General features: G+C 74.0%; 19 protein-coding genes. 13 read left to right on the top strand and 6 right to left on the bottom strand.

Annotation, left to right across the window (positions count from 1 at the left end):
• Positions 1–114 precede the first annotated feature (114 nt).
• The 3 genes from ACSUPV_RS36560 (at position 115) to ACSUPV_RS36550 (ending at position 2,451) form a co-directional block, all read left to right on the top strand.
• A complete protein-coding gene (locus tag ACSUPV_RS36560; protein WP_436949410.1) occupies positions 115–792 on the top strand; it encodes a phosphatase PAP2 family protein in 678 nt (225 codons plus the stop codon).
• Between the two features lie 41 nt (positions 793–833).
• The gene (locus ACSUPV_RS36555; protein ID WP_436949409.1) at positions 834–1,523 is read left to right on the top strand and encodes an HAD family hydrolase; all 690 of its coding nucleotides are present in this window, start codon (positions 834–836) and stop codon (positions 1,521–1,523) included.
• Positions 1,524–1,731: 208 nt separating this feature from the next.
• Positions 1,732–2,451 (top strand): TetR/AcrR family transcriptional regulator, encoded by a 720-nt coding sequence (locus tag ACSUPV_RS36550; protein WP_051648751.1) that lies wholly within the window; start codon positions 1,732–1,734, stop codon positions 2,449–2,451.
• Between the two features lie 16 nt (positions 2,452–2,467).
• Here ACSUPV_RS36550 and ACSUPV_RS36545 read toward each other — a convergent pair whose 3' ends face one another.
• Positions 2,468–2,980: a DUF6214 family protein gene (locus ACSUPV_RS36545; protein ID WP_031120526.1), complete on the bottom strand. Its 513-nt coding sequence runs from the start codon at positions 2,978–2,980 to the stop codon at positions 2,468–2,470.
• A 210-nt stretch (positions 2,981–3,190) separates the two neighbouring features.
• Between ACSUPV_RS36545 and ACSUPV_RS36540 the strand changes: the two genes are divergently transcribed.
• Positions 3,191–4,525, top strand: coding sequence for an FAD-dependent oxidoreductase (locus ACSUPV_RS36540; RefSeq protein ID WP_031120525.1), 1,335 nt, complete (start codon positions 3,191–3,193; stop codon positions 4,523–4,525).
• Here the strand turns inward: ACSUPV_RS36540 and ACSUPV_RS36535 are convergent.
• On the bottom strand, positions 4,479–4,865 hold the full coding sequence (locus ACSUPV_RS36535) for an ArsR/SmtB family transcription factor (RefSeq protein WP_051851575.1): 387 nt from the start codon (positions 4,863–4,865) through the stop codon (positions 4,479–4,481). The genes ACSUPV_RS36540 and ACSUPV_RS36535 overlap by 47 nt on opposite strands.
• 118 nt (positions 4,866–4,983) lie before the next feature.
• On the opposite strand from ACSUPV_RS36535, the gene ACSUPV_RS36530 reads away from it, so the two are divergent.
• Positions 4,984–6,063, top strand: coding sequence for an NADH:flavin oxidoreductase/NADH oxidase (locus ACSUPV_RS36530; RefSeq protein WP_031120523.1), 1,080 nt, complete (start codon positions 4,984–4,986; stop codon positions 6,061–6,063).
• Positions 6,064–6,084: 21 nt separating this feature from the next.
• On the opposite strand, the gene ACSUPV_RS36525 is transcribed toward ACSUPV_RS36530, so the two are convergent.
• Positions 6,085–7,356 (bottom strand): extracellular catalytic domain type 1 short-chain-length polyhydroxyalkanoate depolymerase, encoded by a 1,272-nt coding sequence (locus ACSUPV_RS36525; RefSeq protein ID WP_037762058.1) that lies wholly within the window; start codon positions 7,354–7,356, stop codon positions 6,085–6,087.
• Positions 7,357–8,041: 685 nt separating this feature from the next.
• Between ACSUPV_RS36525 and ACSUPV_RS36520 the strand changes: the two genes are divergently transcribed.
• Entirely contained in the window at positions 8,042–9,022 is a 981-nt protein-coding gene (locus ACSUPV_RS36520; protein ID WP_382617431.1) for a pectate lyase family protein, read from the top strand.
• 37 nt (positions 9,023–9,059) lie between these two features.
• On the top strand, positions 9,060–9,848 hold the full coding sequence (locus ACSUPV_RS36515) for a pectate lyase (protein ID WP_037762052.1): 789 nt from the start codon (positions 9,060–9,062) through the stop codon (positions 9,846–9,848).
• Between the two features lie 61 nt (positions 9,849–9,909).
• On the opposite strand, the gene ACSUPV_RS36510 is transcribed toward ACSUPV_RS36515, so the two are convergent.
• A complete protein-coding gene (locus ACSUPV_RS36510; protein ID WP_436949408.1) occupies positions 9,910–10,662 on the bottom strand; it encodes a PaaX family transcriptional regulator C-terminal domain-containing protein in 753 nt (250 codons plus the stop codon).
• 74 nt (positions 10,663–10,736) lie between these two features.
• Here ACSUPV_RS36510 and ACSUPV_RS36505 point away from each other — a divergent pair, with 74 nt between their 5' ends.
• Both ACSUPV_RS36505 and ACSUPV_RS36500 read left to right on the top strand, forming a co-directional pair.
• The gene (locus ACSUPV_RS36505; RefSeq protein ID WP_436949407.1) at positions 10,737–12,419 is read left to right on the top strand and encodes a DNA alkylation response protein; all 1,683 of its coding nucleotides are present in this window, start codon (positions 10,737–10,739) and stop codon (positions 12,417–12,419) included.
• Positions 12,420–12,534: 115 nt separating this feature from the next.
• Positions 12,535–14,571 carry a hypothetical protein gene (locus tag ACSUPV_RS36500; protein ID WP_037762046.1) on the top strand — a complete coding sequence of 679 codons (2,037 nt, stop codon included), beginning with the start codon at positions 12,535–12,537 and terminating at the stop codon, positions 14,569–14,571.
• Between the two features lie 96 nt (positions 14,572–14,667).
• Here ACSUPV_RS36500 and ACSUPV_RS36495 read toward each other — a convergent pair whose 3' ends face one another.
• The gene (locus ACSUPV_RS36495) at positions 14,668–15,252 is read right to left on the bottom strand and encodes an Rv1733c family protein (protein ID WP_037762043.1); all 585 of its coding nucleotides are present in this window, start codon (positions 15,250–15,252) and stop codon (positions 14,668–14,670) included.
• Positions 15,253–15,430: 178 nt separating this feature from the next.
• Between ACSUPV_RS36495 and ACSUPV_RS36490 the strand changes: the two genes are divergently transcribed.
• From ACSUPV_RS36490 to ACSUPV_RS36475, 4 genes are all read left to right on the top strand, one after another.
• Complete coding sequence (locus ACSUPV_RS36490) at positions 15,431–16,588, top strand: WD40/YVTN/BNR-like repeat-containing protein (RefSeq protein WP_037762040.1); 1,158 nt, start codon at positions 15,431–15,433, stop codon at positions 16,586–16,588.
• A 155-nt stretch (positions 16,589–16,743) separates the two neighbouring features.
• Complete coding sequence (locus ACSUPV_RS36485; protein WP_031120513.1) at positions 16,744–17,421, top strand: uracil-DNA glycosylase; 678 nt, start codon at positions 16,744–16,746, stop codon at positions 17,419–17,421.
• A complete protein-coding gene (locus tag ACSUPV_RS36480) occupies positions 17,418–18,404 on the top strand; it encodes an N-acetylglucosamine kinase (RefSeq protein ID WP_436949406.1) in 987 nt (328 codons plus the stop codon). The genes ACSUPV_RS36485 and ACSUPV_RS36480 overlap by 4 nt, the downstream gene beginning before the upstream one ends.
• Positions 18,405–18,514: 110 nt before the next feature.
• Positions 18,515–19,438: a sirohydrochlorin chelatase gene (locus ACSUPV_RS36475; protein ID WP_031120510.1), complete on the top strand. Its 924-nt coding sequence runs from the start codon at positions 18,515–18,517 to the stop codon at positions 19,436–19,438.
• A gap of 109 nt (positions 19,439–19,547) precedes the next feature.
• On the opposite strand, the gene ACSUPV_RS36470 is transcribed toward ACSUPV_RS36475, so the two are convergent.
• Complete coding sequence (locus ACSUPV_RS36470) at positions 19,548–20,576, bottom strand: lactonase family protein (RefSeq protein WP_037762034.1); 1,029 nt, start codon at positions 20,574–20,576, stop codon at positions 19,548–19,550.
• Positions 20,577–20,594 lie beyond the last annotated feature (18 nt).

Here is a 20,594-nt window from a genome sequence, read left to right as displayed (position 1 = left end):
CGGGGCGTCCGGGCCGGTTCCGGTGGACGCCGCATGGCCGAAGCATGTCGTCCCGGTAGCGGAAGATCGCCCCCTTACTGGATCCGGAGCCCCCGGTTCGGCGAGGATCGCTGTATGCACACCTCGTCCGTCGACTCCCCGCCCCGCCCGGAGCACCGCACCACCGCCGGTCTCGCCGGTCTCACCGGTGCCCTGGCCCTCTGCTCGACTCTGCTGCTGGCCCTCGTCGCGGCGAGATGGAGCCCGCTGATCGACGCGGACGGGGAGATCGCCGCCACCACCCACCGCTGGGCCGTGGACGAGGGCGGCATCACCCAGGCGTGCCGCATCCTGACGGACTGGGTGTGGGATCCGTGGACGATGCGTCTGCTGTGCGCGGGCGTCGTCGTATGGCTGGTGGTACGGCTCGCAGCGCGCTGGACGGCGCTGTGGCTGGCGGCGGCCGTCGCTCTGGGCACGCTGCTGCAACAGGGGCTCAAGGCAGCGGTGGACCGCCCCCGCCCGGTGTGGCCCGACCCCGTCGACTCGGCCCACTACGCGGCGTTCCCGTCGGGCCACGCGATGACCGCCACGGTCGTCTGCGGCCTGCTCCTGTGGCTCCTGCACCGGCACGGCGTCGGCCCCGCCGTGTGGCGTGCGGCCGTGGCCGTGGCGGTGGTCTCCGTGGTCGGCGTCGGGCTGACCCGCGTCTGGCTGGGCGTGCACTGGCCGTCGGACGTGGTGGGCGGCTGGCTGCTGGGCGCGACGGTGGTGGCGGTGGCGGTGTGGGTGCACCGGCTCCGACGGCCGTGAACCCCGCCCCCGCGCCGACCGCGGCCTCGTAGGATCACCCCATGACCGCCGTGCTGTTCGACTTCTCCGGGACCCTCTTCCGCGTCGAGTCCACCGAATCCTGGCTGCGCGGCGTTCTCGCCACCGCCGCAATCCGGCTCGACGAGACGGAGTTGACCGCCGCGGCCCGGGCACTGGAGGCGGCCGGGGCACTGCCGGGCGGCGGCGCCCCCGAGCGGATTCCGGACGAACTGGCCGACACCTGGCTGATCCGGGACCGCAGCGCCGCACTGCACCGGGCCGCCTACACCGGCCTGTCCCGCCAGGTCCGGCTGCCCGACCCGGCGTTGCACGACGCGCTGTACGACCGCCATATGACGCCGGACGCCTGGGCCCCGTACCCGGACGCCGTCGAGGTGCTCCGCACGCTGCGGGAACGGGGCGTCCCCGTGGGTGTGGTCAGCAACATCGGCTGGGATCTGCGGCCGGTCTTCCGGGCGCACGGCCTGGACCCGTACATCGACGTGTACGTCCTGTCGTACGAGCACGGCATCCAGAAGCCGGACCCGAGGCTGTTCGCCACCGCCTGCGAGGCGCTCGGCGCCGATCCGCGCCGGACGCTCATGGTCGGCGACGACCGCAGGGCCGACGGCGGCGCCGGCGCCCTGGGGTGCGGGGTGCACTTCGTGGACCACCTGCCGGTGACCGACCGGCCGGACGGGCTGCGGCCCGTTCTGGACCTGGTGGGCTGAGAAGGGCGGCGCGCCCGTCGCTCCGGGCCGCCGGGCGGGGAGCAGCCGGTGATCGGCGGGCAGCCGGTGGCGTGCCGTCTGCGCGCCCGCCTCGGACGATCCCCCGCGTCGCCCGAGGCAGACGGCATCACCGGCCCGGACCACGCGGGCCGGGGCCGGACGCTCTGAGTATAGTTGGCTGGCAGCCAGTCAACGCAGGAGTTACAGCATGTCCCCGCGCAGCGCCTCGGTCAATGAAGAGTTGCGGAGACGTTCGAAGGAGCGGCTTCTGCAGGCGGCGGTCGAGCTGGTGGGCGAGCGTGGGTTCGAGGCGACGACGCTCGGCGACATCGCGGACCGGGCGGGCTCGGCGCGCGGTCTGGTCTCGTACTACTTCCCGGGCAAGCGCCAGCTCGTGCAGTCCGCCGTGCACCGGCTGATGCACCGCACGCTGGAGGAGGCGCTGGAGCGGGAGCCGCGCACCGAGGACGGCCGGGAGCGGATGGCGCGGGCCATCGACGCGATCCTGGGCCTGGCCAGGGACCGGCCCGTGCTGATGCGCCAGCACATGGCGGGACTGCTGCAGGCCGAGGGTTTCGTGCCCTGCCCGGAGCAGCGGCGCCTGGCCGAGCTGCTGCGGGACACCGTCGCCCGGCACGGGTCGCGGGACGTGGACGGCGACTACCCGATGCTGCGCGCCCTGCTGATGGGCGCCGTGTACGCGGCCCTGGTGCCGGGCGTGCCGATGCCGGTTCCGGTGCTGCGGGCCGAGTTGTTCAAGCGGTACCGGCTCGACTGGGAGCTGGGCGTCCCGCCGGACACCGAGGCGCGGGACGGGAAGGGCGACGCGGACCTGTCGCGGTTCTTCGCGACCGGCGGCCCGACCGGCGATCCGACCGGCCTCGGGGACGGCGGCGCGCCGGGGCGTGAGCCCGAGGTCCAGCGGTGACACCGCCCCCGGGAGCTCACCGCCGGGCGCGGCGCGGTGTCAGCAGGCCCGCGTCCCGGGCCTGACCGATCAACCTGAGCGAGGTGCGGCGGCTGTGTCCGGTCGCGCACATCACGGCCAGGACCGGGTCGGCGCCCTCCCGCTGGGCCGCCCGGTACTCCCGGGCCACCAGCCACCGTCCCTCCGCGCCGTTCGGCCAGGCCGGCCGGGCGCGGCGTCCCCCGCCCCCGCGGCCCTCCGGCACCTGTCCCCCATGGCCTTGCGGCGCCTGACCCGCACAGCGCTCCGGGACCGGTCCGGCAGCGGCCGCGCACGCCTCGGCCACGGAGTCCTCGATCCAGTCGGCGAGCACGGCCAGGTCGTCGAGGGACAGCGCGGGCTGGGCCCGCACCTCCTCGATATGGACGCATCCCCCGGCCACGACGGCCAGCGCGTCGACGCGGGCGCCGTCCGTGAAGGCCAGCCGGACGTCGAACCACCGCGTGGCGTCGTCGTTCTCCCGCACTTCCCAGGCCGGCCGCACGGTCACCACACCGTCCGCCGGAGAGCGATCAGAAAGATTCAGAAAGGAGGCTGCCAGCACACACGGAACGAAACCGCATGATCACATTCCCTATAGATCGGACACGCTCCCCGGGCGGAGCACAGCACCCTGTCAGCGGAGCCCGGCCGGTGCGATGCTGGAGGCGTCAGCACTCTCCTGAGATCCCTCGGGATCCCCCGGGTAAGGAGTTCCGCCGTGCTGCGAGTCGCCGTCGTAGGCTCCGGGCCGAGCGGGTGCTATACCGCCCAGAGCCTCGTCCAGCAGGACTCCGAGGTGTGCGTCGACGTCCTGGACCGGCTGCCGTGCCCGTACGGACTGGTCCGCTACGGCGTGGCACCGGACCACGAGAAGATCAAGTCGCTGCAGAACAACCTGCGCGCGGTCCTGGAGCACGACCGGATCCGGTTCCTCGGAGGCGTCCAGGTCGGCCCCGACGGGGTGCCCGTCGCGCGGCTGCGGGAGCTGTACCACGCGGTGGTGTACTGCGTGGGCGCCGCCACGGACCGGCATCTCGGCGTTCCCGGAGAGGACCTGCCGGGAAGCTGGTCGGCGACGCAGTTCGTGGCCTGGTACAGCGCCCATCCGGACGCCGTGGACGACGGGTTCCTGCGGGACGCCCGGTCGGCGGTGGTCATCGGCGTGGGGAACGTGGCCGTGGACGTCACCCGCATGCTGGCGCGGGGACTGGCCGAGCTGACCCCGACCGACATGCCGCAGGCGGCACTGACCGCGCTGGCGGCGAGCCGGGTGACCGAGATCCACATGGTGGGCCGGCGCGGCCCCTCCCAGGCCCGCTTCACCACCAAGGAGCTGCGCGAGCTGGGCACCCTGCCCGAGACCGACGTGGCCGTGGACCCGGCGGAGCTGGCGCTGGATCCCGGGTACACGGACCCGTCCGCGCTGCCCGCCCCGCAGCGGCGCAACGTGGAGGTGCTGCGCGGCTGGGCGGAGGCGCCCCCGAAAGGCGCCCCGCGCCGCATCCGGCTCCGGTTCTTCCTGCGCCCCGTCGAACTGCTCGCCGACCGGGGCCACGTGGGCGCGGTGCGCTTCGAGCGGACGGCGCCGGACGGGCGCGGCGGCGTGACGGGCACGGGCCGGTACGAGGACCTCGAGGCCCAGCTGGTGCTGCGCTCGGTGGGCTACCGCGGGGTGCCCCTGGAAGGCCTCCCGTTCGACACCGCCACCGGCACGGTCCCGAACCTGTCCGGCCGCGTCCTGCGCGAGGGAGTCGTCACCCCCGGCGAGTACGTGGCGGGCTGGATCAAGCGGGGCCCCACCGGCGTCATCGGCACGAATCGCCCCTGCGCGAAGGAGACGGCGACCTCCCTCCTGGAGGACGCCCCCGCGCTCGCCCTGCGCACGGTCCCCGACGACCCTCTCCCGGCCCTGCGCGCGGAGGGCACCGACCCGGTCGAGTGGGCGGGCTGGCAGTCGATCGAGCGCGCGGAGGCGGAACTGGGCGCGTCACTGGGACGCGGTGTGGTCAAACTCCCCGACTGGGAGTCCCTGTTGCACGCCGCCCGCTCCTGATCCGGCCGTCCTGCCGGGCCGCGGCGTCGAGGAGCGCGCCCAGGAGACCGGGGAAGAGATCGTCCAGGTCGTCCCGCCGCAGCCCGTTCATCTTCGCCGTCCCCCGGTACACCTGCCGGATCACCCCGCTCTCGCGCAGCACCCGGAAGTGGTGCGTGGTGGTCGACTTGGTGACCGGCAGCTCGAAGTGCGAGCAGGACAACTCACCGCTCGCCGCGGCGAGTTCCCGCACGATCCGCAGCCGCATCGGGTCGGACAGCGCGTGCAGCACCTCCTCCAGCCGGATCTCCTCGCGCTCGGGATGCGGCAGGGCGCGACTGCTGACGGCGGGCGAGGTCACGGCGGCTTCACTTCCTTCGGGGATTCCATAGTACGAGAACCGTCGTAGTTTGACATCCGCCGTACTACGATGCCTATCGTACGAGTCGACCTCGGCCCCGTGACGAATGGAGTCCGCCGTGACCGCGCTCTTCGAGCCCCTCACCCTGCGCGATGTGACGATCCCGAACCGCGTGTGGATGCCCCCGATGTGCCAGTACTCGGCGGCCCCGGAAGGCCCGGAGACGGGCGCCCCGAACGACTGGCACTTCGCGCACTACGCCGCCCGCTCGACCGGCGGCACGGGCCTGATCATCGTCGAGGCCACCGCGGTCTCCCCGGAGGGCCGCATCTCTCCGTACGACCTCGGCATCTGGAACGACACGCAGGTCGAGGCCTTCCGTCGCATCACGCGCTTCCTCGCCGCGCAGGGCACGGTTCCGGCGATCCAGCTCGCCCACGCCGGCCGCAAGGCGTCGACGGACCGCCCCTGGAAGGGCGGCGCCCCGGTCGGCCCGGACGCGTACGGATGGGACTCCGTGGCGCCGAGCCCGATCGCGTTCGACGACCGGCACCCGGCCCCGACCGAGCTGACCGTCGATCAGATAGCAGAGGTGGTCGAGCAGTTCGCGGCGGCGGCCCGCCGCGCGCTCGCCGCCGGCTTCGAGATCGCCGAGATCCACGGCGCCCACGGCTACCTGATCAACGAGTTCCTCTCCCCGCACTCCAACCACCGCACCGACGCCTACGGCGGCTCGTACGAGAACCGCACCCGGTTCGCGCTCGAAGTCGTGGACGCCGTGCGGGAGGTGTGGCCGGACGACAAGCCGCTGTTCTTCCGCGTTTCGGCCACCGACTGGCTCGACGAGGGCGGCTGGACCCCGGACGACACCGTCCGCTTCGCCGCCGACCTGCGGGCCCACGGCGTCGACCTGCTCGACGTCTCCACCGGCGGCAACGCCTCCGGCGTCCGCATCCCCACCGGCCCCGGCTACCAGGTGCCCTTCGCCGCCCGGGTGCGAAGCGAGACGGGCCTGCCGGTCGCCGCGGTCGGCCTGATCACCGAGGCCGAGCAGGCCGGGAAGATCCTGGCCAACGGCGAGGCGGACGCCGTCCTGCTGGGCCGTGAGCTGCTGCGCAACCCCTCGTGGGCCCGGCACGCGGCGCGGGAGCTCGGGGGTGAGGTGCGGGTGCCGGACCAGTACCACCGTTCGGTCTGATCCGGCACCCGGAGCCGTCCGTCAACCGGCCGCGCACGCCGTTCCGTTGAGCGTGAACGCGGCCGGAGCGGCGCTGTTGCCGCTGTGGCTCGCCTGGTAGCCGATGCTGACGCTCGCACCCGGCGCGACGCTGCCGTTGTACGACACGTTCGCGGCGGTCACCGCCCCGGTCGTCGGCGCGTACGTGGCGCCCCAGCCGCCCGTGATGGTCTGGCCGGCGGGGAGGGTGAAGCCGAGCTTCCAGCCGTTGACCGTCGTCGTGCCGCTGTTGGTGATGGTCACGGAGGCGGTCAGGCCGGTGTTCCAGGCGTTCACCGTGGCCTTCACCCGGCAGGCGCCCGGCTGCGGCTGGGGTGCCGGGCCCGAGCGGTCAAGGCCGAAGAAGGTGAGCACGCGGGACGCCATGCCCTGGGCGTACAGGTTGTGGCCGACGCCCTGGAGGCTGATCGCCTCGACGGGGGCCCGGTCACCCGTGCCGCCGTAGCGGGTGCGGTTCCAGCCGGGCTGGGGGGTGTCGGTGGCGGCCGGGGTCTGGCTGACTCCGTGCACGTTCGTCCACTGCTTGATCTGCTCGCCGAAGTTCGGGTAGCGCAGGACGTCGTCCTGGGTGCCGTGCCAGATCTGCATCCGGGGGCGGGGGCCGGTGTAGCCCGGGTACGCGCCCCGGACCAGGTCGCCCCACTCCCCCGGGGTGTGCGTCACCGTGCCGCCCGAGCAGGCGCTGTTCCACTCGGAGCCGTCGGTGGTGGCGAAGCAGCCGAAGGGGACTCCGGAGAAGGCGGCGCCCGCGGCGAACACGTCGGGGTAGTCGCCGAGGAGGACGTTCGTCATCATCGCGCCGGAGGAGATGCCCGTCGCGAAGATCCGGCCGGTGTCGGCGTCGTAGGTGCGGGTCACCCAGTCGATCATCGACTTGATGCCGACGGGGTCGCTGCCGCCGCCACGGCGCAGGGCCTGGGGCGAGGAGACGTCGAAGCACTTGCTGCTGCGCGTGACGGACGGGTAGAGCACGATGAACCCGTACTGGTCGGCCAGCGTGTCGTACTCGGTGCCGTTGTACATGTCGGGGCCCGAGCCGGTGCACCAGTGCACGGCGACCACGACCGCCGGGTTCGCGGTGACGCTCTCCGGGACGTACAGGTACATCCGCAGGTTGCTGGGGTTGGCGCCGAAGTCCGTGACCTCGGTGAGCGCGGCGGTGGGTACGGCCCTCTCCCGGGCGGAGGCGGCGGGCGCGGTGAGCACCGAGGCCGCGAGCAGGGGCAGCAGCGCGGCGAGGAGCGCGAGGAGCATCGACCGCAGGGGTCTCCTCGCCGTGGGGCGGGGGGTGGCAGGCACGTCCGGGTCCCTTCCGTTGTGAGGTGCGGCTCGCAGGACGTCGTGCGGCGGTTCAGCGGGTGGGGCTCGTGCGGGTCAGCGGGGCCGGCTCCCCTCCAACCGAGCAGGTGCGAGGGGTCCTTGCCGGTGGGGAGCCGGGAACGCCCGGGCAGAAGGCCCGCGGCCGTGCCGCGACGCGCCCGCGGCGGTCGGCCCCCGGTGTCAGGGGCAGGACATAGACGGCCGTCGGCCTGAACACCGGCCGGCCGACTCCCGTACGGATATCCGGAGTCCTCATCGACCCGCCCTCTCGTGAAGGGAAGCGCCCGCCCGGCATGGTGACATGGACATGGCCCACATGGAAGCGCTCCCACAGCGCCCGCCCCCTGACCAGGACCGGCCGAATGTGTTCTGCGCGAGGCGTTGACTAGAAAGCGCTTGCCCCCTACGTTCCGTTCAGCAGTGTGACCCAGAAGCGTCATCGCGCCGCCACGCGAAGACGCCCGACGAAGGCTGCCGACGCAGGGGAAGTGCACCCCCAGGGCCCGGCTCGACCTCCGGATCGGTCACAGGCAGCGCGCGAGATGAACACCATGGCGAACAAAGTTCATATACATGATCTGCCGGGCACCATCACGCACCACGAAGGGACGCACCCCACATGCGTACTCGCCCCCCACGCACACGCACCCAGAGATCCGCCCTGGCGGTCGCCGCCGCATCCACCCTGGCGACCGTGGCGGTCCTGGCCGTTCCCCAGCCGGCCGGGGCCGCCGAGAGCTCACCCATCGGGTTCGGCGCCGGGACGACCGGCGGCGGCAGCGCCCCGGCGGTCACCGTCTCGTCGCTGAGCGCCTTCAAGTCCGCGGTGACCGGCAACACGGCCAAGGTCGTGCGCGTCAACGGCCTGATCTCGCTGAGCGGTCAGGTCGACATCGGCTCCAACACCACGGTGCTGGGCGTCGGTTCGGCCTCCGGCTTCACGGGCGGCGGGCTGCGGCTGAAGAGGGTCTCGAACGTCGTCGTCCGCAACCTGAACATCAGCAAGCCGGTCGCGCCCGCCGACGGCATCACCGTCGAGGCGTCCACCAAGGTCTGGATCGACCACAACTCCTTCTCGGCCGACCGCGATCACGACAAGGACTACTACGACGGCCTGCTGGACATCAACCACGGCGCGGACAACGTCACGGTGTCCTGGAACACCTTCAAGAACCACTTCAAGGGCTCGCTCGTCGGCCACAGCGACAACAACGCGAGCGAGGACACGGGCCGCCTGAAGGTGACGTACCACCACAACCACTTCGCCAACGTGTACTCGCGCATCCCCAGCCTGCGCTTCGGCACCGGGCACTTCTACAACAACTACGTCGAGGGCGCAGACACCGCCTGCCACTCGCGCATGGGCGCCCAGATGCTGGTCGAGAACAACGTCTTCCGCTCGACGAAGGTCGCGGTCACCACGAACCGCAGCAGCGACGTCGACGGATACGCCAACCTGCGCGGCAACGATCTCGGTGGAGCCGCGACCGAGATCTCGCGGGTCGGCAGCTTCACCAACCCGCCCTACGGCTACTCGGCGGAACCCGCCTCCTCCGTCGCCGCCTCGGTGACGTCGGGTGCGGGCGCCGGGAAGCTCTGACACCCCCATCGCTCGAACGGACAGAAGGAATCGGGACATGACTTCTGCGACACGTCCGCGCGCCCGCAGGCGCGCGCTGACCGGCGCGCTGGCCACCCTCGGCCTGTCGGTTGGCATGATCATGACCACCAACGCGCCCACGGCGAGCGCCGCCACCTGGCCGACGCCGAACGGCAGCCAGGGGACCTCCTCCACCATCTCGGTGTCCGGCACCAAGGACTACGGGATGAAGCGGTACTTCGGCACCGGTGACCTGGACGGTGGCGGCCAGGAGGAGGGCCAGGACCCGATCTTCAGGCTCACCGACGGCGCGGTGCTGAAGAACGTCATCCTCGGCGCCCCGGCGGCCGACGGCATCCACTGCGAGGGCAGCTGCACGCTGCAGAACGTCTGGTGGGAGGACGTCGGCGAGGACGCCGCCACCTTCCGCGGCGGCACCGGCGCGACGTACCACGTGATCGGCGGCGGCGCGAAGAAGGCGGCGGACAAGGTCTTCCAGCACAACGGCGGCGGCACGCTCAACATCTCCAACTTCGCGGTGCAGGAGTTCAAGACGCTCTACCGATCCTGCGGCGACTGCTCCACGCAGTACACGCGCAAGGTCAACCTGAACACCATCGACGTGACCGGGACGGGCAGCACGGCGCGGCTCGTCGGCATCAACGTCAACCGCAACGACGTGGCGACGCTGCGCGGCATCACCATCCGCAACGACGCCTCGCGCAAGGTCATCCCCTGCCAGAAGTACAACAACAACACGGCGGTGGGCACCGGCCCCGACAGCACGAACTGCAAGTACAGCACCTCGGACATCACCTACAGGTAGTCCCCCCACGGTGAACGCGGCCGTACGGAGTGCCCGCCCGGCACTCCGTACGGCCGCCGCGTCACGTCCGGTGCGCCCGCACCCCGTCGGCCATCTCCCGCTGGTAGCGGGTGTACGCGGCGCGCAGCTCGGCGCCCGGCCAGTCGGCGGGCAGCAGTTCCGGCGGCAGGACGGGGTCCGCGAGCAGGTGGCGTACGACGGCCGCGAACGCGGTGAGGCGGTCGGCGGGGCGGTCCGCGCGGGCGACGTGGGCGAGCAGCGCCCGCGCGGTGGCGGACCAGGCGTCCAGCGGCCACAGGCTCGCCGCCAGCTCGCGCGCCGGCCGGGCGGGGCGGGCCGCGCAGCACTCGGCCACCCGGCCGAGGTCGTCGGGCAGGGTCCGGCGCAGGTTGGCGGGGCGGAGCCAGACGCCCTCGCGGAGTTCGGCGAGCCGGAGGGCGGTGAGCCGGGCGCGCAGATCGGCGCGTTCGGCGGGGCCGCGGCCGCTCGCGGTGATCACGACCATCTCCCAGTCGCCGTCCCACGCGCGCGTGTGCGGGTGCACGGACTCGTCCTGGCGGCGCTGGCGCTCCAGCAGCCGGTCGCTGAGGCGATAGCCGGTGCCGGTGCGCCGCAGGTCGCCCGCGGCCACCATCCGGCTGAGCGCCGCCCGCACCGTGGACCCGCCGACACCGAAGGCCTCCACCCTGGCCACCAGGTCCTTCACCGGCAGCTCAGGGGGATGCGTGCCCAGCAGCAGGCTCAGGACGACCGACCGCGCGGAGAGCGGACGCAGTTCGATCTCGCCGGGCGGCGCCGGGTCGTTCATCGGCATGGTCCCGACTGTACGGGGCGGAATTACGTGTTGCATGATTGCTGCGACCGCAAGAAGAGTGCAACACTCGGGGTATGGTCTCGACATCGGACGGACAGCGGGCGCAGGGCGGGTCGGCGCCTGGCGGTCCCGCCACGCACGACGTCACCAACCAGGCCCCACCCCTCACCCCGTACGACGCCTCCGCGGACACGGCCCTGCTCCAGGGGCTGCGGCGGGAGGGTGCCGGCTGGGCCGAGGAGGACCTGCGGCGCCTCGGCAGGCAGGCGGGCAGCGTCCAGGCGCAGGAGTGGGCCGACCTGGCCAACCGGCACGAGCCGGAGCTGCGCACCCACGACCGGTACGGCAACCGCGTCGACGAGGTCGAGTTCCATCCGAGCTGGCACCACCTGATGCGCACGGCGATCGCCGAGGGGCTGGCCGGGTCGCCCTGGGCGGACGACCGGCCCGGCGCCCATGTCGCCCGGACCGCCGGCGGACTGGTGTGGGGCCACACGGAGGCGGGGCACGGCTGTCCGACGTCGATGACGTACGCGGCCGTCCCCGCGCTGCGCCGGCAGCCGGAGCTGGCGAAGGTCTACGAGCCGCTGCTGACGAGCCGGGAGTACGACCCGCAGCTGGGGGTGCCCACCGAGAAGCCGGGCCTGCTGGCGGGCATGGGGATGACCGAGAAGCAGGGCGGCTCCGATGTCCGGACGAACACCACGGCGGCCACGCCCACGGCCGAGCCCGGCGTGTACACCCTGCGCGGGCACAAGTGGTTCACCTCGGCGCCGATGTGCGACGTGTTCCTGGTGCTGGCGCAGGCTCCGGGCGGGCTGTCGTGCTTCCTCGTGCCGCGCGTCCTGCCCGACGGCACCCGCAACACCTTCCGCATCCAGCGGCTGAAGGACAAGCTCGGCAACCGGTCCAACGCCTCCTCCGAGCCCGAGTTCGACGGGACCGTCGCCTGGCTGGTCGGCCCCGAGGGACAGGGCGTCAAGACCATCATCGAAATGGTCAACTGCACGCGTCTTGACTGCGTGATGATGTCGGCCGCGCTGATGCGCAAGTCGCTCGTGGAGGCGGGGCACCACGCGCGGTACCGCAGCGCGTTCGGCGCCCGGCTGGTGGACCAGCCGCTGATGCGCAACGTCCTGGCCGACCTGGCGCTGGAGTCCGAGGCCGCCACGACGCTCACGCTGCGGCTGGCCGGGGCGGCCGACCGGGCGGTCCGCGGCGACGAGGGCGAGGCCGCCTTCCGCCGGATCGCCACGGCCGTCGGCAAGTACTGGGTGACCAAGCGGGGCCCGGCCTTCACGGCGGAGGCCCTGGAGTGCCTCGGCGGCAACGGCTACGTCGAGGACTCGGGCATGCCCCGGCACTACCGCGAGGCTCCCCTGCTGTCGATCTGGGAGGGCTCGGGGAACGTCAACGCCCTCGATGTGCTGCGGGCGCTGAGCCGGGAACCGGGCACCGTCGAGGCGCTGTTCGGCGAGCTCGACCGCGCGCGGGGGGCGGATTCCCGGCTGGACACGGCCGTGACCCGGCTGAAGCGGCAGCTGGCCGAGGCGTCGCAGGTGACCGCCCGCCGGCTCGTGGAGCGGATGGCCCTGACGCTCCAGGCCTCGCTCCTCGTCCGGCACGCCCCGCCGGCGGTCGCCGACGCGTTCTGTGCGACGCGGCTCGGCGGCGACTGGGGGCACGCGTTCGGGACGCTGCCCGAGGGGTCGGGGCTCGACACGGTCCTGGAACGCGCGCTGCCCGACGTGGGCTGAACGACAGTCAGCCAACGAGCACTCAGTTCGCGCACAGTCATCTCCCGATTCCGCTTCGTTGTCAGTGCCGTGGTGCAGACTCCCCGTCAGTCGGCACTTCGCTGGGGAGGACAACGTGTTCAGGGGGATCGACGAGGTCGACTGGGCCTCACTGCGCCATGCCCACGGCAGTGCGGAGGACGTGCCCGGATTGCTGCGGGGACTGGCCTCCGCCGACCCGGCCGAGCGGGAGACCGCGCTCGACGGGATGTACGGCGCCGTGCACCACCAGGGGGACGTGTACGACTCGACGCTCGCCTGTGTTCCGTTTCTCCTCGCGCTCGCCGTCCGCGAGGAGGTGCGGGACCGGGCGGGGGTGGTGGAACTCCTCGTCAGCATCGGCGGCATCGAGGGCGGCTCCGGTGCCGGTGAACTCGCCGCGAGGGCCCGTGCCGCGGTGCGCGCGGGTGCCGAGGTCTTCGTCCGGCTGTCCGGCGACGCGGACGCCGGGGTGCGCCGGGCCGCCGCCGGGGCGCTCGTCCGGTTCCTCGACCGGCCGGCGCGGGTGCTCGCCCTGTTGCGGGAGCGGATCGGCGTGGAGCGGGACGACGGGGTGCTGATCGCCCTGGCCGAAGCCCTCGGCGTGTTCGCGCAGCGGTACCGCACGGCCGGTGACGCACACGCCGACGAGGCGGTGCGGCTGCTCGCCGAGCTGAGCGGGCCCCCGTACGGCCCCGGACTGCGGCTCGCCGCACTCGGCCGGCTCGCGGCGTGCGCCCCGGAGCGGCTGCCCGCCGACCTCGTCCCGGTCGTCGTCCGGCTGCTCAGGGACAGATCCGGGCAGCGCGCCCGGTCGGGACCCGCGTCGGACTGTCCCGGCACGGACACGCTCGCGCGGCGGCTGCGGCGGCTGCGCCCCTCGGACGAGGAGGGTTCCCAGCTGCTGCGGACCCTGCACTCCGCGCTCGGCGGCCGGGTGGCCGACCGGGTCGCCCTGCTGTGCGGGCAGTTGACCAGCCCGGACCCCCTCGACCGGTGCAACGCCGTGTGGATGTCGGCGGGACTGTTCCGCGAGTGGCGTGCCGGGCACGAGGAGCCCGTCACGCTCATAGGGAACCAACTGGGCGAGGAGGAGGACCGCTTGCACGACGCGGCGGTCGCCGTCCTGGTGGAGCTCTTCGAGCTGGCGAGACCCGCCGCCGACCCCCTGCACACGCTGGTGGCGTACCGCCCCGAACTGCGCATACGACACCGGGAGCGAGGTGCGCCGACCCTGGGCGGCCCGCTCAAGGCACTGGCCAGGACCGGGGACGCGCGGGCCACACCCGTGCTGGCCGAGGTGCTGGCGGGCCCGGTCGTACCGCACGACCTGGGGCTGGTCGTCCCCCTCCTGGGCCGGGCCGCCGCGCCGCTCGCTCCGGCGTTACGGCGACGGCTCGCGCAGGTGCCGCCGGACGAGCCCGGCATACGGGACCGGGCCGTGCCCCTGCTGTCGGCCCTGACGGCCCTGGATGACGCCGAGTCCCTGCCGGCGGTGTTGCGCCTGCTGCGGGGCATGCCGGAGGAGCTGCCGGGGCGCGACGCCGTCACGGGGGCGGCGGTGCGTGCCCTCGGCGCCTTCGGCGGCGCCGCGCGCGAGGCGATACCGGACCTGCGCGGGCTGCTGGAGACGGGCTGTGCCGTCGCGGCGGCGGACGCGCTCTGGTCGGTCACGGGGGACGCGGATGCCGTACTGCCCGTTCTGCTCCGGGAGTCGGGCGACCCCGCGAGCGGCCCGCACCGGCGTGCGGCGGCCGCGGACGTCCTCGGGCGACTGGGACCGGCGGCGCGTCCCGGCCTGCCCGGGCTGCGCCGGATGACCGGCTCCGGCGACGCGTCGGAACGGGTCGCGGCCGCGTGTGCGCTGTGGCGGACGGCCGACGAGTCGGACGAGGTCCTGCCCGTGCTGCGCTCCGCGTGGGCGGAGCACCCGCGCACCCGGACGACCATCGCCGGGTGCGTCGCTGATCTGGGGCCCGCGGGAGCACCGCTGCACGACCTGCTGCGCGCGGAGCTCGCCTCCCCGCGTCGGCACGTGGTCGCCCCCGGAGGCCACGGCCTCCACGCGGATCTGCGGTTGCTCCGGGTCTGCCGGGAGGCATTGACCGGGCCGGGACGCCGAACGACCAGGTAGGCGTTACGCGGTGACGTGATACCGGCGTGAGGGTTACGCCGTGGTGCGTCCCCACCCAGGTAGGCGTCAAGTGGGGACGAGGTACCGGCGTGGGGGTCACCCCGTGGTGCGTCCCCACATCGGGCCGAAGCGGGACCACTCGGCGTCCCACTGGTCGATGCGGCGGCGCTCCAGACGGCCGCGCACCGCGCGGCCGGCCAGCAACGGCACGGCGGCGGCGCTGATGGCCGCCACCCCGCCGATCAGCCAGGCCCGTACGCGGGCCTGGCTCTCGGTGACGGGCCGGGTCACCTGGCGGCCCTCGGAGTCCGTCCAGACGGTGACCGGGCTGCCGGCGGCGCTCCCCGCCGGGACCCGCACCTGGCCGGAGTGCGGGGAGCCGTCCGCGGCCGTCCACACGACTTCCGCCCACACCTGCTCGGCGCGGGACACGTCGTGGTTCCCGGACGCGGTCCCGGGAGCCCGCTCGGCGAGCCGTGCCACGAGAGGGCGCCACTCGACGCGCTCCCGGGCCAGCCCGTCCTCGACGGACCGGCTCACCGCCGTACCCGCCAGCATCCCGGCGCACACGGTGAGCAGCCCCACGCCCAGCACGACCCAGGCCTCCACCCTGTCGGCGCGGCGCTTGAGCGGATTGCGCCGCCAGCGCCACAGCCACACCTTCGGACCACGTAACGCCATCGAAGGCACCCTCCTCACGAGCGCATGACCATCCCGCCGCCCTCCCCATACGGAAGAGGACCCCTGGATGCTCACTGCACCTACCGCCGCGGTGGGCCCCGCGCGCGGCCCCGGTCCGTTGCGACGGTCGCCGACACTCTCCTGACCTGCGCCGCAGCCGCTCCAGGGGTGACTGTCAGTGGTGGGGTGCAGACTGGCCGGTGTCCGTGACAAGGGCGTCGACGACGACGCCGCGGAGGTGATCGGCATGACCGAGGTACTGCTCGCCGTGGGCACGCGCAAAGGCCTGTTCATCGGGCGCCGGCGGGGCGGTGGCGCCTGGGAGTTCGACGAGAGTCCCTACTTCAACGCCCAGGCCGTGTACTCGGTCGCCCTCGACACCCGCACCGCGACGCCGCGGCTGCTGGTCGGCGGCGACAGCGCGCACTGGGGCCCGTCCGTGTTCCACTCCGACGACCTCGGCCGGACGTGGACCGAACCGGCCCGGCCGGCCGTCAAGTTCCCCAAGGACACGGGGGCGTCCCTGGAGCGGGTGTGGCAACTGCACCCGGCCGCCGCCGAGCCGGACGTGGTGTACGCGGGCACGGAACCGGCCGCGCTGTACCGCTCGGAGGACCGCGGCGAGACCTTCGAGCTCGTCCGGCCCCTGTGGGAGCACCCGACGCGCTCCCAGTGGGTGCCGGGCGGCGGCGGTGAGGGCCTGCACACCGTGCTCACCGACGCGCGCGACGCCCGGGCGGTGACGGTCGCCGTCTCGACGGCCGGTGTGTTCCGCACCCAGGACGGCGGCGCGAGCTGGACGCCGTCGAACTCCGGGGTCTCCGCGGTGTTCCTGCCCGACCCGAACCCGGAGTTCGGCCAGTGCGTGCACAAGATCGCGCGGGACGCGGCGACCCCGGACCGGCTCTACCTGCAGAACCACTGGGGCGTGTACCGCAGCGACGACGCGGGCGCGCACTGGACGGACATCGGCGAGGGCCTGCCGTCCACGTTCGGCTTCGCGGTGGCGGCGCACCCGCGCAGAGGGGACACGGCGTACGTGTTCCCGATCAACGCCGACGCCGACCGCGTCCCGGCCGGCCACCGGTGCCGCGTCTACCGCACGGCGGACGCGGGCAAGACGTGGGAGCCGCTCTCGGCGGGGCTGCCCCGGGAGGACCACTACGGCACGGTGCTGCGTGACGCGATGTGCACGGACGACGCGGATCCGGCGGGTGTCTACTTCGGCAACCGCAACGGCGAGGTGTTCGCGTCGGCGGACGACGGCGACAGCTGGCAGCAGCTCGCCGCGCATCTGCCGGACGTGCTGTGCGTGCGGGCCGCGGTCGTCGGCTGAAGGCGCGGACGGATGCGAGGGCTGCGAGGGATGCGGGGGATGCGGGGAATCCTTGGCGACCGGGCGCAGTGCTGGGGGACGTGGGGGACGCGCTGACGCGCGGGCCTTGGCCACCGGTTGATGGCCGCTGCCGGTACGGCAGTAGGGTGACGCCCGTGGCACCACGACCCTTGCATGAAATCGTCGAAGCGGGCTGGGCGAAAGCCCTGGAGCCGGTGGCCGAACGCGTCGCCGCGATGGGGGACTTCCTCCGCGCGGAGATCGCCGCGGGACGCACGTACCTCCCGGCCGGGCCGAACGTCCTGCGGGCCTTCCAGCAACCCTTCGACGACGTACGGGTCCTGATCGTCGGTCAGGACCCGTACCCCACCCCGGGGCACGCGGTGGGGCTGTCGTTCTCGGTGGCGCCCGAGGTGCGGCCGCTGCCCGGCAGCCTCATCAACATCTTCCGGGAGCTGAACGCCGACCTGGGGCTGCCGCAGCCGTCGAGCGGTGACCTCACGCCCTGGACGCAGCAGGGCGTGCTGCTGCTCAACAGGGCGCTCACGACGGCTCCGCGCAAGCCCGGCGCCCACCGGGGCAAGGGCTGGGAGGAAGTAACGGAGCAGGCCATCCGGGCGCTGGCGGCGCGTGGCAAGCCGCTGGTGTCCATCCTGTGGGGCCGTGACGCCCGCAACCTGCGCCCGCTGCTGGGCGACCTGCCCTCCGTCGAATCCGCCCACCCCTCCCCCATGTCGGCGGACCGGGGCTTCTTCGGCTCGCGCCCGTTCAGCCGGGCCAACGACCTGCTGATCCGCCAGGGCGGCCAACCGGTGGACTGGCGCCTGCCGTGACCGGGGCGTCGGCCGGTTCCGGCTTCCTCGCCGTGGACTCCGGCGGGTCCGGGCTCCGGGCTGTCGTGGGGACCGCCGAGCGCGGCCCGCTGGCCCGGGCGGCGTCCGGGGAGCCGGTCCGCACGAGTGAGCGGGGCATCGACGCCGGGCACTTCATGGCGCGACTGCTGCCGCTGGTCCGTGCGGCGGCCGCCGAGGCCGGGCCGGTGCCGTTGACCGCCGCCGTCGTCGGCGCCGCCGGGCTCGCCTCCCTGGGGGACGCGCTGCGCGCCGAACTGCCGGGTGCCCTGGCCCGGGAGCTGGGGGTGCGCAGGGTCGCGCTGGCCGCCGACGCGGTGACCGCGTACGTGGGCGCCCTCGGGCCCCGGCCGGGAGCGGTGGTCGCCGGCGGTACGGGCCTGATCGCGATCGGCACGGACCTGACCGGCTGGCGCCGCGCGGACGGCTGGGGGCATCTGCTCGGCGACTGCGGGGGCGGGGCCTGGATCGGGCGGGCGGGTCTCGAGGCCGCGCTGCGGGCCCATGACGGGCGCGAGGGCGGCTCGGCCCGGTTGCTGGCATCCGCCGAGGAGGTGTTCGGGCCCGTGGCGGGGCTGCCCGGCGCGCTGTATCCGCGGCCTGACCGGCCCGCCGTGCTCGCCTCGTTCGCGCCCCGGGTGGCCGCCTGCGCGGACGATGACCCCGTCGCGGCGGGGATCCTGCGCGCCGCCGCGCGGCACCTGGCCGACTCCGCGGCGGCCGTGTGCCCCACCGCCGGTGAGCCCCGCGTCGCCGTCACCGGCGGGCTGTTCAAGCTGGGCGCCCCGCTCCTCGAGCCGCTGGACGAGGAACTGGCGAAGCGGCTGCCGGGGGTGCGGCGGGTGCCGGCCGAGGGCGATCCGCTGGACGGCGCGGTGCGGATGGCGGCGGAGCTGAGCACCGGTGCGCTCACCCTGCCGGGTGACGCTGCGATGCTCTCCGTTACCACCCTGTCGGGTGATTGATCCGATCGCGCCCGATCCGTACGTAACTCATCAGACAAAACCGGACGGATACCGCTCACCTGCCCCCTCCCCGAACAGGGGAGCCCAGGAAGCCAGTAACATGCGGCGCCATGAGTTCCCCCACTGGGCCCGCGGATGGCCTGCCAGTACGAATGCCGCGCCCCCGCCAGCCCGGACGGCACCGCCGTCCCGAGCCGCTGGTTGCTCCCGAGGGCGCGCCCGCGCTCGTCCTCGCCGTGCCGGGGACGCCCAGTAGCGCCACGCGCAGCCTCGCCGAGGAGGTCGTGAGCATCGCCCGCTCCGAGCTGCCCGGCCTCGACGCCCGCATCGGGTACCTGGACGGGGACAACGCGGAGTTCCCCTCGCTGCAGGCCGTGCTCGTGCACGCCGCCGAGGAGCGCACGGCCCGTTTCGAGCAGGCCCGCGCCGCCGGCCTGGACGTCAAGGCGCCGGACGGCCCCGTCGCCGTCGTGGTGCCGCTGCTCGCCGGCCCGGACAGCGCTCTGCTGCGCCAGGTCCGCCAGGCCCTCATGGAGAGCCGGGTCGCCGCCGAGCTGACCGACGTCCTCGGCCCGCACCCGCTGCTCGCCGAGGCGCTGCACGTGCGGCTCTCCGAGGCCGGTCTGGCCCGCGCGGACCGCGCGCGGCTGTTCACCGTGGCGACCGCCGCCGACGGCATCATCCTGGCCTCCGTGGGCGGTGACGAGGCCGTGCAGGCGGCCGGGATCACCGGCATGCTGCTCGCCGCGCGCCTCGCGGTGCCGGTGATGGCGGCGGCCCTGGACCGGGAGGGCTCCATCGCGTCCGTCGCCGAGCAGCTGCGGTCCTCGGGCTCGCAGCAGCTGGCCCTCGCCCCGTACCTGATCGGCCCGGAGATCGAGCCGGGGCTGGTCGAGGAGGCCGCGAAGGAGGCGGAGTGCTCCGCCGCCGAGTCGCTCGGCCCCTACCCGGCGATCGGGAAGCTCGCCCTGGCCAAGTACACGACGGCGCTGGGCATCACGCCGCAGCAGCCGCAGGGCGCGCCGGTTCGCTGACGCCCCGGCACGAACGAGCCCACGGCACGAACGGCGAAGGCCCGCTCCGGTTCCGGAGCGGGCCTTCGCCGTTCGTGGTCCGGTCCCCGCGCGCTGACCGGCGGCCCCGTCAGTCCAGGATCACGCAGGATGCCGCCGGCACCCTGATCGAGCCGCCGCGTCGCGGGATGCCCGTGTGCGGGTCCGCGGCGAACCAGGTCACGTCGCCCGACCGTTCGTTCGCGACGTAGAGGAAGCCGCCGGACGCCGTGAGCGCGCGCGGCCAGTGGCCGCCGCAGGGCACCGTGGCGACCAGCCGCAGGTCCTCGCCCTCGACGGCGAGCACGGACAGGACGTCCTCGCCGCGGGTGGCGGTCCACACGTGGCGGCCGTCGGGCGAGACGGCGATCCCCGACGGCCAGGCGTCGCCCGCCGGCGCGCCGGGCAGGACCGGGGTCTCGGTCAGCGGGGTCAGCACGCCGTCGGCCGCGTCCCAGCGGCAGACGGTGACGGACGGGCTGAGCTCGTTGACGACGTACGCGTGCCTGCCGTCCGGGTGGAAGGCCAGGTGACGCGGCCCCGAGCCGGGCCGCAGGGCGCTCTCGCGGTGCAGGGCGAGGGCACCGTCCGTCAGCGTGCACACCCGCACGGAGTCGGTGCCGAGGTCGACGCTGACGGCCCAGCGGCCGCTCGGGTCGGGCTGTACCTGATGGGCGTGCGGCCCCTGCTGGCGCTGGGTGTGCGGGCCCGCGCCGGTGTGCCGGAGCACCCCGGACACGGACCGTGCGAGGGTGCCGTCGGGACGGACGGGGACCGCGGTGACGCTGCCGGAGCCGTAGTTGGCGGTGAGGAGATGCCCGTCGAAGAGGGCGAGGTGCGTCGGGCCGTTGCCGCCGACCGGCACGGGCGGCCCGGCCGGCTCGGGCCTGTCCCCGCCCACCCGGTACGCGGCGACGGCGCCCTCGGCCGTCTCACTGACCGCGTACAGCGTCCCTCCGTCCGGCGAGAGGGCCAGGTAGGACGGGTCGGGCACGGAGTCCACGCTGCCGAGGACGGTCAGCGCGCCGCTGTCGGGGTCGGCTCGCGCCGTCACGATGCCGGGGCCGCCGGCCGCCGTGAACGACCCGATGAACGCCCGCCGCCTGCCGTGGTCCGCCACCGCTGTCCCCTCTCGTGC

It is taken from the genome of Streptomyces sp. SudanB52_2052, assembly GCF_964272415.1.
In the GTDB taxonomy this organism is placed as follows: Bacteria; Actinomycetota; Actinomycetes; order Streptomycetales; family Streptomycetaceae; genus Streptomyces; species Streptomyces olindensis.
Note: the sequence above shows the minus strand (reverse complement) of the source record. Positions and strands in the feature narration are given on the sequence as shown.